The sequence below is a fragment of the Pyxidicoccus sp. M15 genome, assembly GCF_056858435.1.
In genome coordinates, this window is sequence record NZ_CM166495.1 from 7,586,820 (window position 1) to 7,601,807 (window position 14,988).

Consider the following 14,988-nt stretch of genomic DNA (forward strand, 5'->3'; position numbering starts at 1 on the left):
GGGCTAAAGCAGGGACATCTCGGCCGACAGTCCCGCGGGCCCCAGCAGCGCGAGCCGGGACTCCACCTGCTCGCGGGTGGGCAGGCCGCCGAGCGCGCCCAGGCGCATCGTCGCCAGCGCGGACGCCTCGTGCGCGAAACGCGCCGCCTGCGCCAAGGTCTTTCCCTCCGCCAGGGACACGGCGAGCGCCGCGCAGAACGCATCTCCCGCGCCGGTGGTATCCGCGCGCTCCACGGACAGGTCCGGTAGCCACAGCTCACCCTCGGAGGACAGGACGAGGCTGCCGTCCGGCGACGCCACCACCACGCCTCCCACGCCCCGCCGCAGCAGGTTCTCCGCCGCCTGCCGCGCCGAGGCCTTGTCCTGAACCTCCACGCCCGTGAGGGCCTCGGCCTCCTCCGCGTTGGGGCGGATGACGTGGACGGCCTCCAGCAGGTCCTCCGGCAGCGACATCGCGGGCGCCGGGTCCAGCACCACGCGCGTGCCGGCCGCCCGGGCGTGGTGGACGGCGGCGCTGACCACGTCCATCGGCACCTCCAGGTCGACGAGCAGCACGCTCGCGGCGGAGATGCGCTCCTCCGCCTGAAGCACATCCGCGACCTTCATGCAGAGATTCGCCCCCGGCGAGGCGAGGGTCTGCTTCCTTCCGGCCTCGTCCACCATCTCCAGCACCACGCCGGTGAGGGCGGACGGGTCTCTCGCCACCGCCCCGATGTCCACCCCCTCGCCCTCGAGCTGCTCCAGCAGCGCGAGCCCGCGCGCATCCATGCCCACGCGGCCGAGCAGCGCCACGCGAGCGCCCAGCCGCGCCGCGCCCACGGCGCCGTTGGCCCCCTTGCCCCCGAGGCTCTCCAGGAACAGGTGCCCCTGCACGTTGTCACCGGGCCCGGGCAGGCGCGGGCCCTGCACCAGGAAGTCCGTGTTGATTCCACCGACCACGACGATGTCGGCCTGCTTGCCAGTTGCCATGGCCCACCTCCTCGGGCCCGTCGGGCGTACCCGGTCAGCCGGCCAGGGCCGTCCCCTCCTGCTGCCCTGGGAAGGCGGGTCGCCACGCGGGCATGCAACAGCCTTGAAGGTACGCACGCCACCAGCACGAGGCCCGGAGGGAATGCCCTCCACCCAGCTTCCAGGCAGAGAGCCTGGGGCCTCCTCCCAGGCCTGCTCCTGCGCGTCCAGGGCGCCAGGCAGGCACCGCGGGGGCGGAGCGGCCCGTCACTCCGTGACACGGACCGGCTCGGCGACGGGCAAGTTCGGTGGCACGTGCCTCCAGCTCGGCCTCGGGGCCGGAGGCCGACGGGACGGAAGGAAGCGTCATTCCACGCGCCCGCCCTGGAAGCCCGAAGCGGGCAGGCCGTGCCTCTCTCCCTGTCTGACTTCAGCGCCGCCGCGCCGCGGAGGCCACCGCTTCTTGAAGGAGCGCGGTCAGCCGCGTGCTCGTCCGTGACTCCTGGCTGGAGAGCACCCGCCACGCGCCGGCCCGCGTATGCACCACCACCTGGTACGAGTCCTCCGCGAGTAGGAGCCGTGCGATGGAGCCGAAGAACACGAGCGCGAGCAGGACCAGCCCGGCCTCGTAGAGCCCGCGTTGCGCAGAGGCGGCGACAGACAGCGCGGACAGCAGCGGAAGGCCCACGCTCATGGACAGCGCGAGCGTGGCCAGCACGGGTCGCAGGCTCGGCGAGCGGCGGATGGACTCCACACGCTGCACGTCCTCGAGGGGCTGGGTGTGGCCCCGGGCCACCACGCAGTCGGACGTGACGAGGACGCCGTGCGCCTGGAACAGCGGCAGCTCGGCGGGAGGCGGAGCCACCGCCACGGGGCGCTGCGGAAACACGAGGACATTGGGCAGCAGGACCGCGGCCTGTGGCTTCATCATGAATCGTCTCCTGAGGACGGCGGCACGGCCCCGCCGGAAGAGGTCAACGTGGAGCCCCATGCGCCGGGCAGGTGCGCCCGCACCATCCGGCGCAGCTCCTCCAGCGGATGGCCCAGCGCGAAGCAGTCCTGCGCCCCCAGCCGCAGCGCGAGCTGCACCAGCCGCTCATCCGCGAACGGCACCAGCACGATGAGCGGTCCGTGGCGCGTCAGCTCCCGGGCCCGGGCCAGCAGTCGATGGATGCCCTCGCCCCGCTCCACGTGCACCAGCACGAGGTCGGGCCGCGCCTCCACCGCAGGTCCATCCAACTCCAGGGCAATGCCCAGCTCCCCCAGCACGTCCGCCAGGAGCGAGCTGAGTGAGACATCCCCTCCCAGCAGGAGGGCCCGGGCTGTGCGCGAAGACTCCACCGACGGGAATCAAGCAATGCTCATGCCCGCGCCACACCCCGTGGAACCGCGGCCTGCGGGCCGCGCACCGTGGCATCGCGCCAGCCTGATATGGCGGATTGCCACGGCACCAGCTCGCCCCTCGCTCGTTCGGGGTTAAGTGCCTTCCAGACCGAGGCGGCGGACAGCACCCCACATCCCGACTGCGCCGCCGGACGGATGGCGAGCCCGCCAGGGACACCCGAGGTTGTGTCAGTCCTGAATCGAGGGGGGACGCACATGGGATGGGGATGGGAGTCCAGCCTGGCAAGGCTGTGCGGTGGGGTGCTGCTCGGGACACTGCTGTACGCCTGCGGGCCGGCGTCCGAAGAGGGAGCGTCCGAGCGAGCCGCCGCGGTGGAGCCCGAGGACACGAGCCTGGAGACGCGTGCCTTCGGGGTGGACCTGGAGGACTTCACTCCGGCGCCCCTGGCCCGGTTCGGACCGGCGGTGGCGTACGGCGGGGGCAAGTACCTGGTCGTCTGGAACGACGTGCGGGACGGCGGTGTGTACGGCACCCGCGTGAAGACGGACGGCACCGTGCTCGACCCGGAGGGCATCCAAATCAACATCGGCGAGGAGTCGGGCGGGATTCCCGCGGTCGCCTACAACGGCACGGACTTCTTCGTCGTCTGGGACACCGGGGATGGTGTCGCGGGGGTGCGAGTGCAGACGGATGGCACCGTCGTGGGCCCCGCGTTCGACGTCATCTTCTCCGGTGAGACCTTCGGCCCGGTGGGCATCGCCTGCTCCGAGAAGCTCTGCCTGGTGACCTTCATGGCCTCGGGGGACTTCGAGGAGGTCGTCTACTTCAAGCGGGTGTCGAAGGACGGCCTCGTCCTGGACCCGCTCGCGGTGTCGCTCAGCCCCGGCTTCAACTTCGCGGGTGAAGCGTCGGTGGCGTGGAACAACAGCAAGAAGGAGTTCCTCGTCGTCTGGTCGGACCAGCGCGGCGGCGGCGCCGGACTGGAGGACATCTACGGCAACCGCGTGAAGGAAGACGGCACCATCCTCGACGGATATGGCTTTCCCATCTCCCAGGCGGACGGGGCCGAGCGCACTCCGGACGTGACCTGGAGCGGGCGGCGCTACCACGTCGTCTGGTCGGACACCCGGGACGGTGAAGCCGACATCTACGCCGCGCGCGTGCGCCCGAATGGAACGGTGGAGGACACCGACGGCATCCCCATCTCCACCGCACCGGGCGAGCAGACCGTGCCTCGCGTCGCCCATCACAACTCCAAGTCCCTGGTCGTCTGGGACGACACGCGAAACGGCCCGCACCGCATCTGGGGCGCGCGGCTGGGAGAGGACGGCGACGTGTGGGACCCCGCCGGCTTCGCCATCTCCCAGGGAGAACAGCCACAGGAATACCTGCCGGACGTCGCCTATGGGAATGACCGCTTCTTCACCGCGTACGCCGGCGCGGAGGAGGTCCTCGGCTTCGAGCCGCACTTCATCCTGGGCACGCGCGTGAATCACCAGGCGCGGGTGAAGGACTCACCTGCCCTGCCGCTCACGCTGGAGCCCCTGTAGCGCCCTACCCGCGCTCGCGCTCGCGGCGGTGGATGGTGGACACGTCGATGCCCAGCAGCTCCGCCGCGCGCGTCTTGTTGCCGCCGCAGCGAGCCACCATCCACGCGATGTACTCCGCCTCCAGGCGGCGCAGCGGCCACAGCTCCTGCTGGGCGAGCACCAGGGGCCGCGACTCCAGCGCCTCCGGGGGAAGGTGCGGGCGCAGGTCATCGATCCCGACCGTTTCCCCCGGCGCGAGCACCACCAGTCGCTCCACCAGGTTCTCCAGCTCGCGCACGTTGCCCGGCCAGGGCATGGCGGCCAGCGCGGCCACCACGTCGGGGGCCAGGGCCTGCACCGGAGAGCGCGGGTTGCGGGCCCTGGCGCGTTTGACGAAGTGCTCCACCAGCAGGGGAATGTCCTCGCGGCGCTCGCGCAGCGCGGGCAGGCGCAGGGTGACGACGTTGAGGCGGTAGAAGAGGTCCGCGCGGAAGCGGCCCTCGCGCACGCGCGCCTCCAGGTCCTGGTGCGTGGCGGCGATGATGCGCACGTCCACGGTGCGGCTGGCGTCCGCGCCCACCGCGCGCACCTCACCGTCCTCCAGCACGCGCAGCAGGCGGGCCTGCAGCTCCATGGGCATGTCGCCAATCTCGTCCAGGAACAGCGTGCCCCGGTCCGCCTCCACGAAGAGGCCCCGCCGCGCCGACGTGGCCCCGGTGAAGGCGCCCTTCACGTGGCCGAACAGCTCGCTCTCCAGCAAGTCATGCGGCAGCGCGGTGCAGTTGACGGCGACGAAGGGCCCGGCGGCGCGCGGCCCCTCGAAGTGCAGCGCCCGCGCCACCAGCTCCTTGCCACTGCCGCTCTCGCCGCGCAGCAGCACCGCCGCGCCCGAGTGCGCCACCCTGCCGATGAGCTCGTAGAGGGCCCGCATGGCCGCGCTGCGGCCCACCAGCGCGCCCAGGCTGCTGCGCTCGGCCGCGGCCTGGCGCAGGGCCCGGTTCTCCGCGCGCAGCCGGCGCTCCGCCAGCGCCCGCTTCAGGAAGACGAGCACCTCGTCCAGCCGGAAGGGCTTGGTGAAGTAGTGGTAGGCGCCGCGCTTCATCGCCTCCACCGCGCTCTCCACCCCGCCGAAGGCCGTCATCAGCAGCACCGGCACCTCGGCGTCCACCGCGTGCACGGCCTCCAGCACGTCCAGCCCGTCCACCTTCTCCATGCGCAAGTCGCTGAGCACCGCGTCGTACAGGCGCGAGCGCACGAGCTGCACGGCCTCCTCGCCGCCCGTGGCCAGGTCCACCGTGTAGCCCTCGTCGGTGAGGGGCTCGAGCAGCATGCGCCCCATCTCCACGTGGTCGTCGACGACCAGGATGCGTCCTTCAGCTGGCATGTCGCTCCTCGACGGCGGACGGCGTGGCGGGCCACAGCACGGTGACGCAGGTCCCCTGCCCCGGCTCGCTCTCCAGCTCGATGCGCCCGCCATGGTTGCGCACGACGTGGGCCACCATCGTCAGGCCCAGCCCCGTGCCCTGCCCCCGCTTCTTGGTGGTGAAGAACGGGTCGAACACCTGGTTGAGGCTCTCGCGAGGAATGCCGCAGCCGTCATCCCGCACGGTGAGCGACACCAGCCCCCACGTCCCCGCCGCCGAGCCATCCGGCCCGGAGGCCGCCAGCCGCACCCGTCCCCCCGGGCCACACGCGTCACACGCGTTGAGCGCCAGGTTCACCAGGACCTGCTGCAGCTGGTCCGGGTCCGCGGCCAGCGGAGGCAGCACCTCCGGCACGTCGAGCTCCAGGCTCACCTTGCGGCGCTCCGCCTCCACGCGCAGCAGCTCGTGCACGTCGCGGACGATGGGCCCGAGCGACACCGGCCGCACCGCCGTGGGCTGCAGGCGGGAGAAGTCCAGGAGCTGCCGCAGCGTGCGGCTCACCCTGTCGATCTGCTCGATGATGACGGCGATGCCGGGTCCCTGCGGGTGCGCCGGCCCCAGCTTGCCGAGCACGTACTCCGCCCGTCCGCGCACCACGCCCAGCGGAGTGCCAATCTCGTGCGCGATGCCCGCGGCGAGCACACCCACCGTGGCCAGCTTCTCCGCGCGCAACAGCTGCGTCTCCAGCGCGCGCACGTTGCTCAGGTCTTCGACCACCAGCAGCGTGCGGACATCCGGGTCTCTCGCCTCCAGCGGTACCGCGTGCAGGTTGAAGCGGCCCTCGTCTCCGAAGAGGGCGAGCGGCTCGCCCAGCAGGCTGTGCGGGCGCGCCTCGGCGGCGGCGGCCTCCGCCAGCGCGCGCAGGCGGGACACCACGGCCTCCGGAGCCTGCGGAAAGGCGGCGGCCAGGGGAGCGCCCACGGCTCGCTCCGGCATGCGGGCGCGCAGCACCTGGTTGACGGCGCTGATGCGCCCATCCTCGGTGAGGGCGAGCACTCCGGCGGGGATGTGGTCGAGAATCTTCTGCGTCTTGTCGTGGAGGTGGGCGAGCTGGTCCGCATGGCGGCGGCTCTCGCGCAGGGCGGCCGCGCGGCGCTGGGCCAGCACCACGTACACGGCGAACGTCACCAGGAAGAGCGCCACCAGCCCGGCCGCGCCCGCCAGCCTCCAGATGAGCCCCTGCTCGTGCGAGCGAAGCGCGGCGGTGGACACCAGCGTGGCCGCCGCCCAGTTGTTGCCACCCCGGAGGCGGATGGGGGTGAAGACGGCGACGGCCTCCGCGCGCCCGAGCCCCAGCCGCTCCGCCTCTTCCTCTCCGAGTGGGAGCGTGCCGCGCTCGCCCTCCTTCATCCGCGCCGCCATCGACGCGAAGCCCGGAACGAGCATTCCTTCCGCGTCAAGCCGCCGGTACCAGTCCGCGAGCTTCGCATCGCTGGCGGAAGTGGGCTGGTCATGCGCGCCCACCAGCAGCAGGCGCGCCTCCGGGTCCGAGGTGACGATGCGCAGCGGCGTGAAGAAGGACTCCGTGTCCACCAGCACCGCGACGGCGCCCGCGGGCCGCCCCTTGACCACGGGCAGCGCGGTGGCCATGACGCGCAGCCAGCCCTGGCCTTCTCCGAGCGGCGGAGAGGTGGTGATGTCACCGGGAGGCCGCTGCAGGGCGCGCCGGGCCGCCTCCGCCATCTGCGGGAGGATGGTGCCGCGAGACACCTGCTTGCCGGTGCGCCGGTCCAGGAGGCGCAGCCGCTCGCGCCCTTCCGCGTCGTAGGCGACGATGACCTTGTACTGCCCCACCGCCTCCAGCAGGGCGCGCAGCTCGCGCCGGTGCTCGGCGTCGCTGCCGGGCTGGGACATCAGCTCGCCGGCGAAGCGCAAGTCCTCGCCCACGTCCTCCAGCGTCTCCGAGACGCCCCGCGTGGCCTCGTCGAGCTGGGCCTGCCGGTCCACCGCGAACTGACGCGCCAGCGCCGCGCGGTTGCTCTCCAGCAGGGTGAGCACGCCCATGCCCACGCAGGTGAGCGCGGCGCACAGGAGCAGGATGGGGAGCAGGGCGTACCGCATGGGCGCGGCGAGTCTAGCTGGCGCGAGGCAACCCGGCCTCCCCGAAGCGTCCTCGTGACTCGAAGGAGCCGCGCTTCCTCACGGCCGCTCTGTCGCCTGGCCACCAGCACGCCTTCACGTGGAGCCGGCCTCGACGCCCGCCGGACTTCACATGCAGTGCCGCGCGGTGGCTCCCCTTCCACGAGGACCCGAGGCTACGTGGCTCCGTCGCGCTTCAGGCCCCGCCCTCCCAGGGCATGAAGCGTCCGAGTCCCGGCGGCGTACCGCGCGGAGATTTTCGCGCCTCGGGGAACGACGAACTCCCGCCCCGCGCCGAGCTCGATTTGCAGGCCGTTGATGGTCAGCACGTACGTGCCTTCCAGCACCGTGAGGTACTCGTCGAAGTCGCGCCACTGCTCGCCCGTGGCGGCGTCGCTCTTCGCGTGGCACAGGAGGACCTGGCTGCCGTCCGCGCCGTCGAACACGTACGCGTCGACGCCGGAGAGGTTCAGCGACGCGGGCGCGACGCGGTTCGCCGCGCTCAGCAGGAAGGCGGGAAAGGCGCCCAGGCCGAACTTCGCGTCGTACTCCGCGGTGAGCCGCGAGAAGCGCTCCTTGTCGAACGCGGCGGCGGGACGCCCGTCCACCCGGGCCTCCAGGTTGTCGAGGCAGAAGTGCCAGCCCGTGGCGTCGCGGCTCGCGTTGGCGCGGTCCCCGGGAATGGTGGTGAAGACCAGCAGGCAGCCGGTGCCCTCAGGCTTCAATTCCCACCGCAGCACGTCTCCTGCCCACGTGTATTCGAGGAGCCGCGGCGGCTCGAACACGGAAATCTTCCCCGTGGTGGGTTCGCCCGGGTCCCCGGCGAAGACGAAGCTCAGCGAGGCGCCCGCCTCGCGAGGCCCGTCGATGCGCGCGGGGAACCAGTGGGTCAGCTCCGCGTTGTCGGTGAGCGCGCGCCAGACCTTCTCGGGAGGGTGGGCCAGCCGCCGCTCGAAGCGGAGCTCGACGTGGTCCCCCTTCTTCGTCAGCGTTCCATGCTTCATCGCTTCCTCCTGCTTCGGGTGCCCGCCGCGAAGCAGGTCACGAATGCGCGGCGGTTCGGCTCCGCCACGACGGCGAACGCGCTCGACACGGCGAAGATATGCCCATCGCGACATATACCTGTCAAGGCATATTCCGCCATGCGCGAGCCGGACGGGAGGACGTGCGGCCCGTGGGCGCGGGGCGCCGCGACGACGAGGGGCGCCCCGCCGCGCTCACCGCTCGCGGAAGACCGCCTCGATGTTGTTGCCGTCTGGATCGAGCACGAAGGCGGCGTAGTAGCCCGGCGGGTTCCCCTTGGACGTCGGGCGGATTCCGGGGGGGCCGTTGTCAGTCCCGCCGGCCTTCACCGCGGCGGCGTGGAAGGCGTCGACCTCGGCGCGGCTCTTCGCCGCGAAGGCCGTGTGCTGCTTCACGCCATGCGGGTGATAGCGGTCGATCCAGAAGACCGGGTAGTCGACCCCGTAGCCGATGCCATCGGTCCCCTCGTTCTCGGGGAGCTGCATGGCGCGGCGGAGGCCGAGCACCCCCAGCGCCGCATCGTAGAAGGCGGCGGAGCGGGCCATGTCCGCGACACCGATGCCTGTATGGTCAATCATGACGCTGTGTTCTATGCGCTGGTGACGCGTGCTGCATACTGTGTCAACGACTGCATCGCCGAGGGGGCCAGCCACGGCCGCTGCGCCGGCGAGGTCTGCGTGTGCTTCTACGCCTGCCGAGGCCTCGCGCGTCGCCGCTGAAGCCTGCACGTCCCCCTGAAAAACGCGCTGCCAGGGGGCGAAGTCCTGCTCCGGTGCGGGAAGCCATCTCCCACACCGGAGCCTTCAGCCATGCACGCGAAGGAGTGACGCGCTCGGCGTCAGCAGCCCGCGCCGTACGCCAGCAGGAACGTGGTGCGGTCCGTGGTGTTCACCACGCCATTGCCATCCGCGTCCGCGTCCAGGCTGCCCGCGCTCCACGCGTTGAGGAACGCGTCCCGGTCCGCGAGGTTCACGGTGCCGTTGGTGTCGTAGTCGGACGGGCAGAAGAACCGGATGTCCATCTTCCACCACGAGCTCGCCGTGCCGGCGGTGCCAGCCCTCGCGTCCACCAGCGCGGACACGTCCCCCTGCAGCGTGAAGGGCCCCGGGAACAGCCAGCCCTTGCGGCGCACCGAGTCCGCATCCGTGTTGCCGATGTCGATGGACAGCACCGGCTCGCCGGTGGTGAGGCTCGCGATGTACACGAGCGCCGTGGAGCCGCCGTACACGTTCGCGGTGGTGTCGGCGCGCGCGTCGCCGGCCACGGTGTAGCGGGCGAAGCGGTTGAGCTGGAACGTCAGGTAGAAGTCCGCGTTGCCCGTGGCGTACCCGCGAGAGGCGGCGGACTGCGTGGTGCCATTCGCGCTGGCAGACACCTCCGCGCTGATGCTCGACGCGGTGATGCTCGACGTCTCCGTGCCCGAGCCATTCGCGTCCGCGTGGCTGTGCGTGTCGTCGTACTGCGGGAAGTCGCTGGCCCGCAGCACCAGGCTCTCGTTGAAGTCCTCGAAGCCATACGTCCGGCGCGAGTCCTCCTCGTTGACGTTGGTGAGGCCTTCATCCTTGGCGATGACGGTGGCGGACACCGAGCGGGTGCCCTCCGTCGGGGTGATGAACTGCGCCTGCGCGGACGCGGCCGCGAAGAGGGGGATGGCACCAGCCCACAGGGGGATGAGACGCATGCGAACCTCCATGCTGCGTGACGGGGTGAGGCGCGCACCTTAAGTGGCTCGCCTGACGCCCACCCTGCCAATCGGGTGACAGCGCGCCCGCCTGCCCTGCGTGCGCAACTCCGCGAAACCCCTGAAAACACAGCACCGTTCGTCAGAAGTACCCGCACGCAGAGGATTGACACCCTGCGTTGCTGCGTGCTACCTACCGGTCGGTAGGTCATAAATAACAAACAAAATTACAGCATTAATGGAAGGAGCACACGTGACGCACAGCGGGCGGAAGCCGGATGAGGGAGAGCGCTACCGGGCCATCCTCGAGACGTCGGCGCGGCTCATCTGCGAGCGCGGCTACGAGGGCACGTCGATGCAGGAGATCGCCGCCGCGTGCCGGATGACGAAGGCGGGGCTCTACCACCACATCCAGAACAAGGAGCAGCTCCTCTTCGCCATCATGAACTACGGGATGGACGTGTTCGAGGAGCAGGTCCTCTCGCGCGTGCAGGGCATCGAAGATCCGGTGGAGCGGCTGCGCGCGTGCATGCGCCACAACATCCTGCTGGTGACGCGGGGGTGGAGCAAGGAGGTCATCATCATCCTCCACGAGCACGCCACGCTCACCGGTGAGGCGCGCGCGTTCATCGACGCCCGGAAGAAGAAGTACGTGGACTTCCTGGAGGAGGCCTTCGCCCAGGCCTCGGCGGCGGGACGCATCCGCCCGGTGGACCCCACCATCGGCGCGTTCTCGTTCCTGGGCATGGTGCTGTGGGTCTACAAGTGGTTCAAGCCGGACGGGCGGCTCTCGGACGAGCAGATCGCCGACGGCATGGTGGACATGCTCTTCCCGCCCGTCGTCGCGGCGGCGGTGGAGGGACAGCCGGGCACGTCGTCGCTGCGCGTGGTGCCGCCCCGCTCCGCCACCGGCACCGATGCGGGCTCCTCCGGCTCGGGCTCGGGCGACAAGGAGAAGCCGTGAAGACGGCCCGCTGGTGCTCGCTGGCGGAGGCCGTCGCGTCCATCCCCGACGGCGCTTCGCTGGCCACTGGAGGCTTCATGCTCGGCCGCGCGCCCATGGCGCTCGTCATGGAGCTCATCGCCCAGGGCAAGCGGCGGCTCGGCCTCATCTCGCTGCCCAACCCGCTGCCGGCGGAGTTCCTCGTCGCGGGCGGCTGCCTGGAGCGCGTGGAGCTGGCCTTCGGCGCGCTGAGCCTGGAGGGCCGCGTGCGGCCCATGCCGTGCCTCAAGCGGGCGATTGAAGCTGGCACCCTCTCCTGGCGCGAGCATGACGGCTACCGCGTCGTCCAGCGGCTGCGCGCCGCGTCCATGGGGCTGCCCTTCATTCCCGCGCCGGACGCGGACGTGTCCGGGCTGGCACAGGCGGAGCCGCCGCAGCGGGTGGTGGACCCCTTCACGGGACAGAGCGTGACGGTGGAGCCGGCCTTCTACCCGGACGTGGCGCTGGTGCACGCGCGCGCCGCGGACGAGCGCGGCAACCTCTACATGGAGGACCCGACGACGGACCTGCTGGTGGCCGGCGCCGCGCGGCGGGTGATTGCCACCGTGGAGGAGCGCGTGGCGCGCCTGCCCCGCGCGACCATTCCCGGCTTCCAGGTGGACCGTATCGTCCTGTCCCCCGGCGGCGCGCTGCCCACGGGCTGCGTGGGCCTGTACCCGCATGACGACGCCGCGCTGAGCCGCTACCTCGCGCTGGCCGAGACGGGACGGGAGGCGGAGTTCCTGGAACCGCTGATGGCGCGGAGGGCGGCATGAGTGCGTGCCTCGATGCGACTCCGGCGGAGACGGTGGTTGCGCTCCTGGCGCGGCAGATTGACGACGGCGCCGTGGTGGCCACGGGCGTGGCCTCGCCGCTCGCCATCCTCGCGATTGCGGTGGCGCGGGCCACGCATGCGCCGGGCCTGACGTACCTGGCCTGTGTCGGCTCGCTGGACCCGGACCTCCCCACGCTGCTCCCCTCCTCCGAGGACCTGGGCTACCTGGATGGGCGCTCGGCGGAAATCACCATCCCGGACCTCTTCGACCACGCGCGGCGCGGACGGGTGGACACCGTCTTCTTCGGCGCGGCGGAAGTCGATGCCACCGGCAGCACCAACATGACGGCCAGCGGCAGCCTGGAGCGACCGCGCACGAAGTTCCCCGGCGTGGCGGGCGCGGCCACCCTGCGCCAGTGGGTGAAGCGGCCGGTGCTGCTGGTGCCCCGGCAGTCGCGCCGCAACCTCGTGCCCGAGGTGCAGGTCGCCACCACGCGAGATCCGCGCCGGCCGACGATGCTCATCTCCGACCTGGGCGTCTTCGAATTGGGCGCCGAGGGGGCCCGCCTGCTGGCGCGCCACCCGTGGACGACGGAGGAGATGCTGACGGAGCGCACCGGCTTCGCCTTCCGCGTGCCCGAGTCGCTTCCCGTCACCCCGCTGCCGGACGCACGCACGCTGGCGGCCATCCGCGCCATCGACCCGTGCGAGCAGCGCAACCCGCTCGTCGGCGCCTGACACACCGCTCACAACAGATTCTGGAATCACGGAGGCATGGAGATGAAGGCCGTCGTTCTGCGCAGCTTTGGTGAGGCAGGGAATCTGAAGATGGAGACCGTCCCCGTGCCCCGTCCGGGTCGCGGAGAGGTGCTCCTGAAGGTCCACGCGTGCGGCGTCTGCTACCACGACGTCATCAACCGCCGGGGCAACCTGCCGCGCACCAGCGTGCCCGCCATCCTCGGCCACGAGGCGGCGGGCGAGGTGGTGGAGGTGGGCCCCGATACGCCCCACTGGAAGACGGGCGACCGCGCCGCCACGCTGCAGCGCCTGTCCTGCGGAGAGTGCGCGCTCTGCAAGAGCGGCCGCAACAGCCTGTGCAAGAACGACAACCGCTTCTTCGGCGAGGAGCTGCCGGGCGGCTACGCGCAGTTCATGGTGGCGCCGGTGGCGGGGCTGGGCCGGGTGCCCGCGTCCCTGCCCTGGGCCGAGGCCGCCACCGTGTGCTGCACCACGGGCACGGCGGTGCACACGGTGCGCACGCGGGCGAAGGTCCGCGCGGGCGAAACGGTGCTGATTACCGGCGCCAGCGGCGGCGTGGGCCTGTCCTCGGTGCAGCTCGCGAAGCTGGACGGAGCGCGCGTCATCGCGGTGACGTCCGGCGAGGCGAAGGTGCAGGCGCTGAAGGACGCGGGCGCGGACGAGGTCATCCTGTCGCGCGGGCTCGACTTCGCGGCGGACGTGCGCAAGCGCACCAGGGGCGCGGGCGTGGACGTGGCGGTGGAAATCGTGGGCAGCGCCACCTTCGACCAGACGCTCAAGTCCATGGCGCCCGGTGGCCGCGTGGTGGTGGTGGGGAACCTGGAGTCGGGGCTGGTGCAGATCAACCCGGGGCTCGTCATCGTCAAGGAGCTGGAGATTCTGGGGGCGTACGCCACCAACCAGCAGGAGCTGGACGAGGCGCTGCGGCTGACGGCCACGGGCGGCGTGCGCCAGTACGTCACGGACAAGGTGCCGCTGGCGGAGGCGGCGCGGGCGCACTTCCGGCTGGAGAACCGCGAGGTGGCGGGCCGGCTGGTGCTGGTGCCGCCCGAGGCGTGAGCGCGAGCGAGGTGTCTGGGATTCGGAGCACGAAGAAGACTCGAGGTGTGCGATGAAGAAGCGCGTTGGAATCGAAGCGTTGGCGGTGGCGGTGCCGTCCCGGTACGTGGACATCGAGGACCTGGCGCGGGCGCGAGGCGTGGACCCCGCGAAGTACACGGCGGGCCTGGGCGCGAGGGAGATGGCCGTCACGGACCCCGGCGAGGACACCGTGGCGCTGGCGGCCTCGGCGGCGGCGCGACTGCTGCGGCAGCAGGATGTGGACCCGGCGCGCATCGGCATGCTGGTGGTGGGGACGGAGACGGGCATCGACCACTCGAAGCCGGTGGCGTCGCACGTCCAGGGGCTGCTGAAGCTGCCGCGCACGATGCGCACGTATGACACGCAGCACGCGTGCTACGGCGGCACGGCGGGGCTGATGGCGGCGGTGGAGTGGATTGCCTCCGGCGCGGGCGCCGGCAAGGTGGCGGTGGTGGTGTGCTCGGACATCGCGCGCTATGGCCTGAACACCGCGGGCGAGCCCACGCAGGGCGGCGGCGCGGTGGCGCTGCTCGTCTCCGAGCAGCCCGACTTGCTGGCGATGGACGTGGGTCTCAACGGCGTGTGCACGATGGACGTGTATGACTTCTGGAGGCCCGTGGGCCGCCGGGAGGCGCTGGTGGACGGGCACTACTCCATCAACTGCTACCTGGAGGCGCTGTCGGGCGCGTACCGGGGCTGGCGCGAGAAGGCGCTGGCGCACGGGGTGGTGCGCTGGTCGGGAACGCTGCCCGGCGAGCAGCTCGCGCGCATCGCCTACCACGTGCCCTTCTGCAAGATGGCGCGCAAGGCGCACACGCAGCTGCGGCTGTGTGACCTGGAGGACGCGGTGGGCCCGGGGCCCGGGACGCCGGAGGCTCGCGAGGAGGTGGCGAAGTCCCTGGCGAGCTACGACGCACAGGTGGCCACGTCGCTGGGGCTGAACGCGCGCATCGGCAACGTGTACACGGCGTCGCTCTACCTGGCGCTGGCCGGCCTTCTCCAGCAAGAGGCCGCGCAGCTCGCGGGGCAGCGGATGGGCCTCTTGTCGTACGGCAGCGGCTGCATGGCGGAGTTCTACTCGGGCGTCGTCGGAGAGAAGGCCGCCGAGCGCATGGCGAGGGCGGACCTGGCGTCCGTGCTGGCGAAGCGCGAGCGCGTCTCCGTGGAGGAGTACGAGCGGCTGATGAAGCTGGCACCGGATGCGCCGGAGCCGGTGGCCCCGGCTCCGGGCGCGTTCCGGCTCACGGAGATTCGTGAGCACAAGCGGCTGTATGCGGAGGGGGCGGCTGGCACTGCCGGCTAGCGCTATGCGGAGGGGCTGTGCAAGTAGCCCCTCCGCTCGGCACGAGCTTGTCTATCCAAG

General features: G+C 71.5%; 14 protein-coding genes. 6 read left to right on the forward strand and 8 right to left on the reverse strand.

Annotated features, from left to right (window positions below; translation table 11 throughout):
- Positions 1-3 precede the first annotated feature (3 nt).
- From ACX9TP_RS28120 to ACX9TP_RS28130, 3 genes are all read right to left on the reverse strand, one after another.
- Positions 4-969 (reverse strand): ribokinase, encoded by a 966-nt coding sequence (locus ACX9TP_RS28120; RefSeq protein ID WP_482973710.1) that lies wholly within the window; start codon positions 967-969, stop codon positions 4-6.
- A gap of 409 nt (positions 970-1,378) precedes the next feature.
- Positions 1,379-1,879: a DUF6232 family protein gene (locus tag ACX9TP_RS28125; protein ID WP_482973711.1), complete on the reverse strand. Its 501-nt coding sequence runs from the start codon at positions 1,877-1,879 to the stop codon at positions 1,379-1,381.
- Positions 1,876-2,289, reverse strand: a complete 414-nt coding sequence (locus tag ACX9TP_RS28130; RefSeq protein ID WP_482973712.1) for a DNA-binding response regulator — start codon at positions 2,287-2,289, stop codon at positions 1,876-1,878. Before ACX9TP_RS28130 ends, ACX9TP_RS28125 begins: the two co-directional genes overlap by 4 nt.
- Before the next feature lie 258 nt (positions 2,290-2,547).
- On the opposite strand from ACX9TP_RS28130, the gene ACX9TP_RS28135 reads away from it, so the two are divergent.
- Positions 2,548-3,843 (forward strand): TolB-like translocation protein, encoded by a 1,296-nt coding sequence (locus ACX9TP_RS28135; protein ID WP_482973713.1) that lies wholly within the window; start codon positions 2,548-2,550, stop codon positions 3,841-3,843.
- Positions 3,844-3,847: 4 nt separating this feature from the next.
- On the opposite strand, the gene ACX9TP_RS28140 is transcribed toward ACX9TP_RS28135, so the two are convergent.
- From ACX9TP_RS28140 to ACX9TP_RS28160, 5 genes are all read right to left on the reverse strand, one after another.
- Positions 3,848-5,206 (reverse strand): sigma-54-dependent transcriptional regulator, encoded by a 1,359-nt coding sequence (locus ACX9TP_RS28140; RefSeq protein WP_482973714.1) that lies wholly within the window; start codon positions 5,204-5,206, stop codon positions 3,848-3,850.
- On the reverse strand, positions 5,196-7,307 hold the full coding sequence (locus ACX9TP_RS28145; RefSeq protein WP_482973715.1) for a two-component system sensor histidine kinase NtrB: 2,112 nt from the start codon (positions 7,305-7,307) through the stop codon (positions 5,196-5,198). The genes ACX9TP_RS28140 and ACX9TP_RS28145 overlap by 11 nt, the downstream gene beginning before the upstream one ends.
- A 194-nt stretch (positions 7,308-7,501) precedes the next feature.
- Positions 7,502-8,329 (reverse strand): SRPBCC domain-containing protein, encoded by an 828-nt coding sequence (locus ACX9TP_RS28150; RefSeq protein ID WP_482973716.1) that lies wholly within the window; start codon positions 8,327-8,329, stop codon positions 7,502-7,504.
- A 213-nt stretch (positions 8,330-8,542) separates the two neighbouring features.
- Positions 8,543-8,926, reverse strand: coding sequence for a VOC family protein (locus tag ACX9TP_RS28155; RefSeq protein WP_482973717.1), 384 nt, complete (start codon positions 8,924-8,926; stop codon positions 8,543-8,545).
- A 260-nt stretch (positions 8,927-9,186) separates the two neighbouring features.
- Positions 9,187-10,029: a GC-type dockerin domain-anchored protein gene (locus ACX9TP_RS28160; protein WP_482973718.1), complete on the reverse strand. Its 843-nt coding sequence runs from the start codon at positions 10,027-10,029 to the stop codon at positions 9,187-9,189.
- A 253-nt stretch (positions 10,030-10,282) separates the two neighbouring features.
- Between ACX9TP_RS28160 and ACX9TP_RS28165 the strand changes: the two genes are divergently transcribed.
- From ACX9TP_RS28165 to ACX9TP_RS28185, 5 genes are read left to right on the forward strand one after another with little or no spacing between them, the layout of a single operon-like run.
- The gene (locus ACX9TP_RS28165) at positions 10,283-10,993 is read left to right on the forward strand and encodes a TetR/AcrR family transcriptional regulator (protein ID WP_482973719.1); all 711 of its coding nucleotides are present in this window, start codon (positions 10,283-10,285) and stop codon (positions 10,991-10,993) included.
- On the forward strand, positions 10,990-11,787 hold the full coding sequence (locus tag ACX9TP_RS28170) for a CoA transferase subunit A (RefSeq protein ID WP_482973720.1): 798 nt from the start codon (positions 10,990-10,992) through the stop codon (positions 11,785-11,787). The genes ACX9TP_RS28165 and ACX9TP_RS28170 overlap by 4 nt, the downstream gene beginning before the upstream one ends.
- The gene (locus ACX9TP_RS28175) at positions 11,784-12,524 is read left to right on the forward strand and encodes a CoA-transferase subunit beta (RefSeq protein WP_482973721.1); all 741 of its coding nucleotides are present in this window, start codon (positions 11,784-11,786) and stop codon (positions 12,522-12,524) included. The genes ACX9TP_RS28170 and ACX9TP_RS28175 overlap by 4 nt, the downstream gene beginning before the upstream one ends.
- Positions 12,525-12,566: 42 nt before the next feature.
- Positions 12,567-13,604: an alcohol dehydrogenase catalytic domain-containing protein gene (locus ACX9TP_RS28180; protein ID WP_482973722.1), complete on the forward strand. Its 1,038-nt coding sequence runs from the start codon at positions 12,567-12,569 to the stop codon at positions 13,602-13,604.
- A gap of 52 nt (positions 13,605-13,656) precedes the next feature.
- Positions 13,657-14,928, forward strand: coding sequence for a hydroxymethylglutaryl-CoA synthase family protein (locus ACX9TP_RS28185; protein ID WP_482973723.1), 1,272 nt, complete (start codon positions 13,657-13,659; stop codon positions 14,926-14,928).
- Positions 14,929-14,988: the final 60 nt, after the last annotated feature.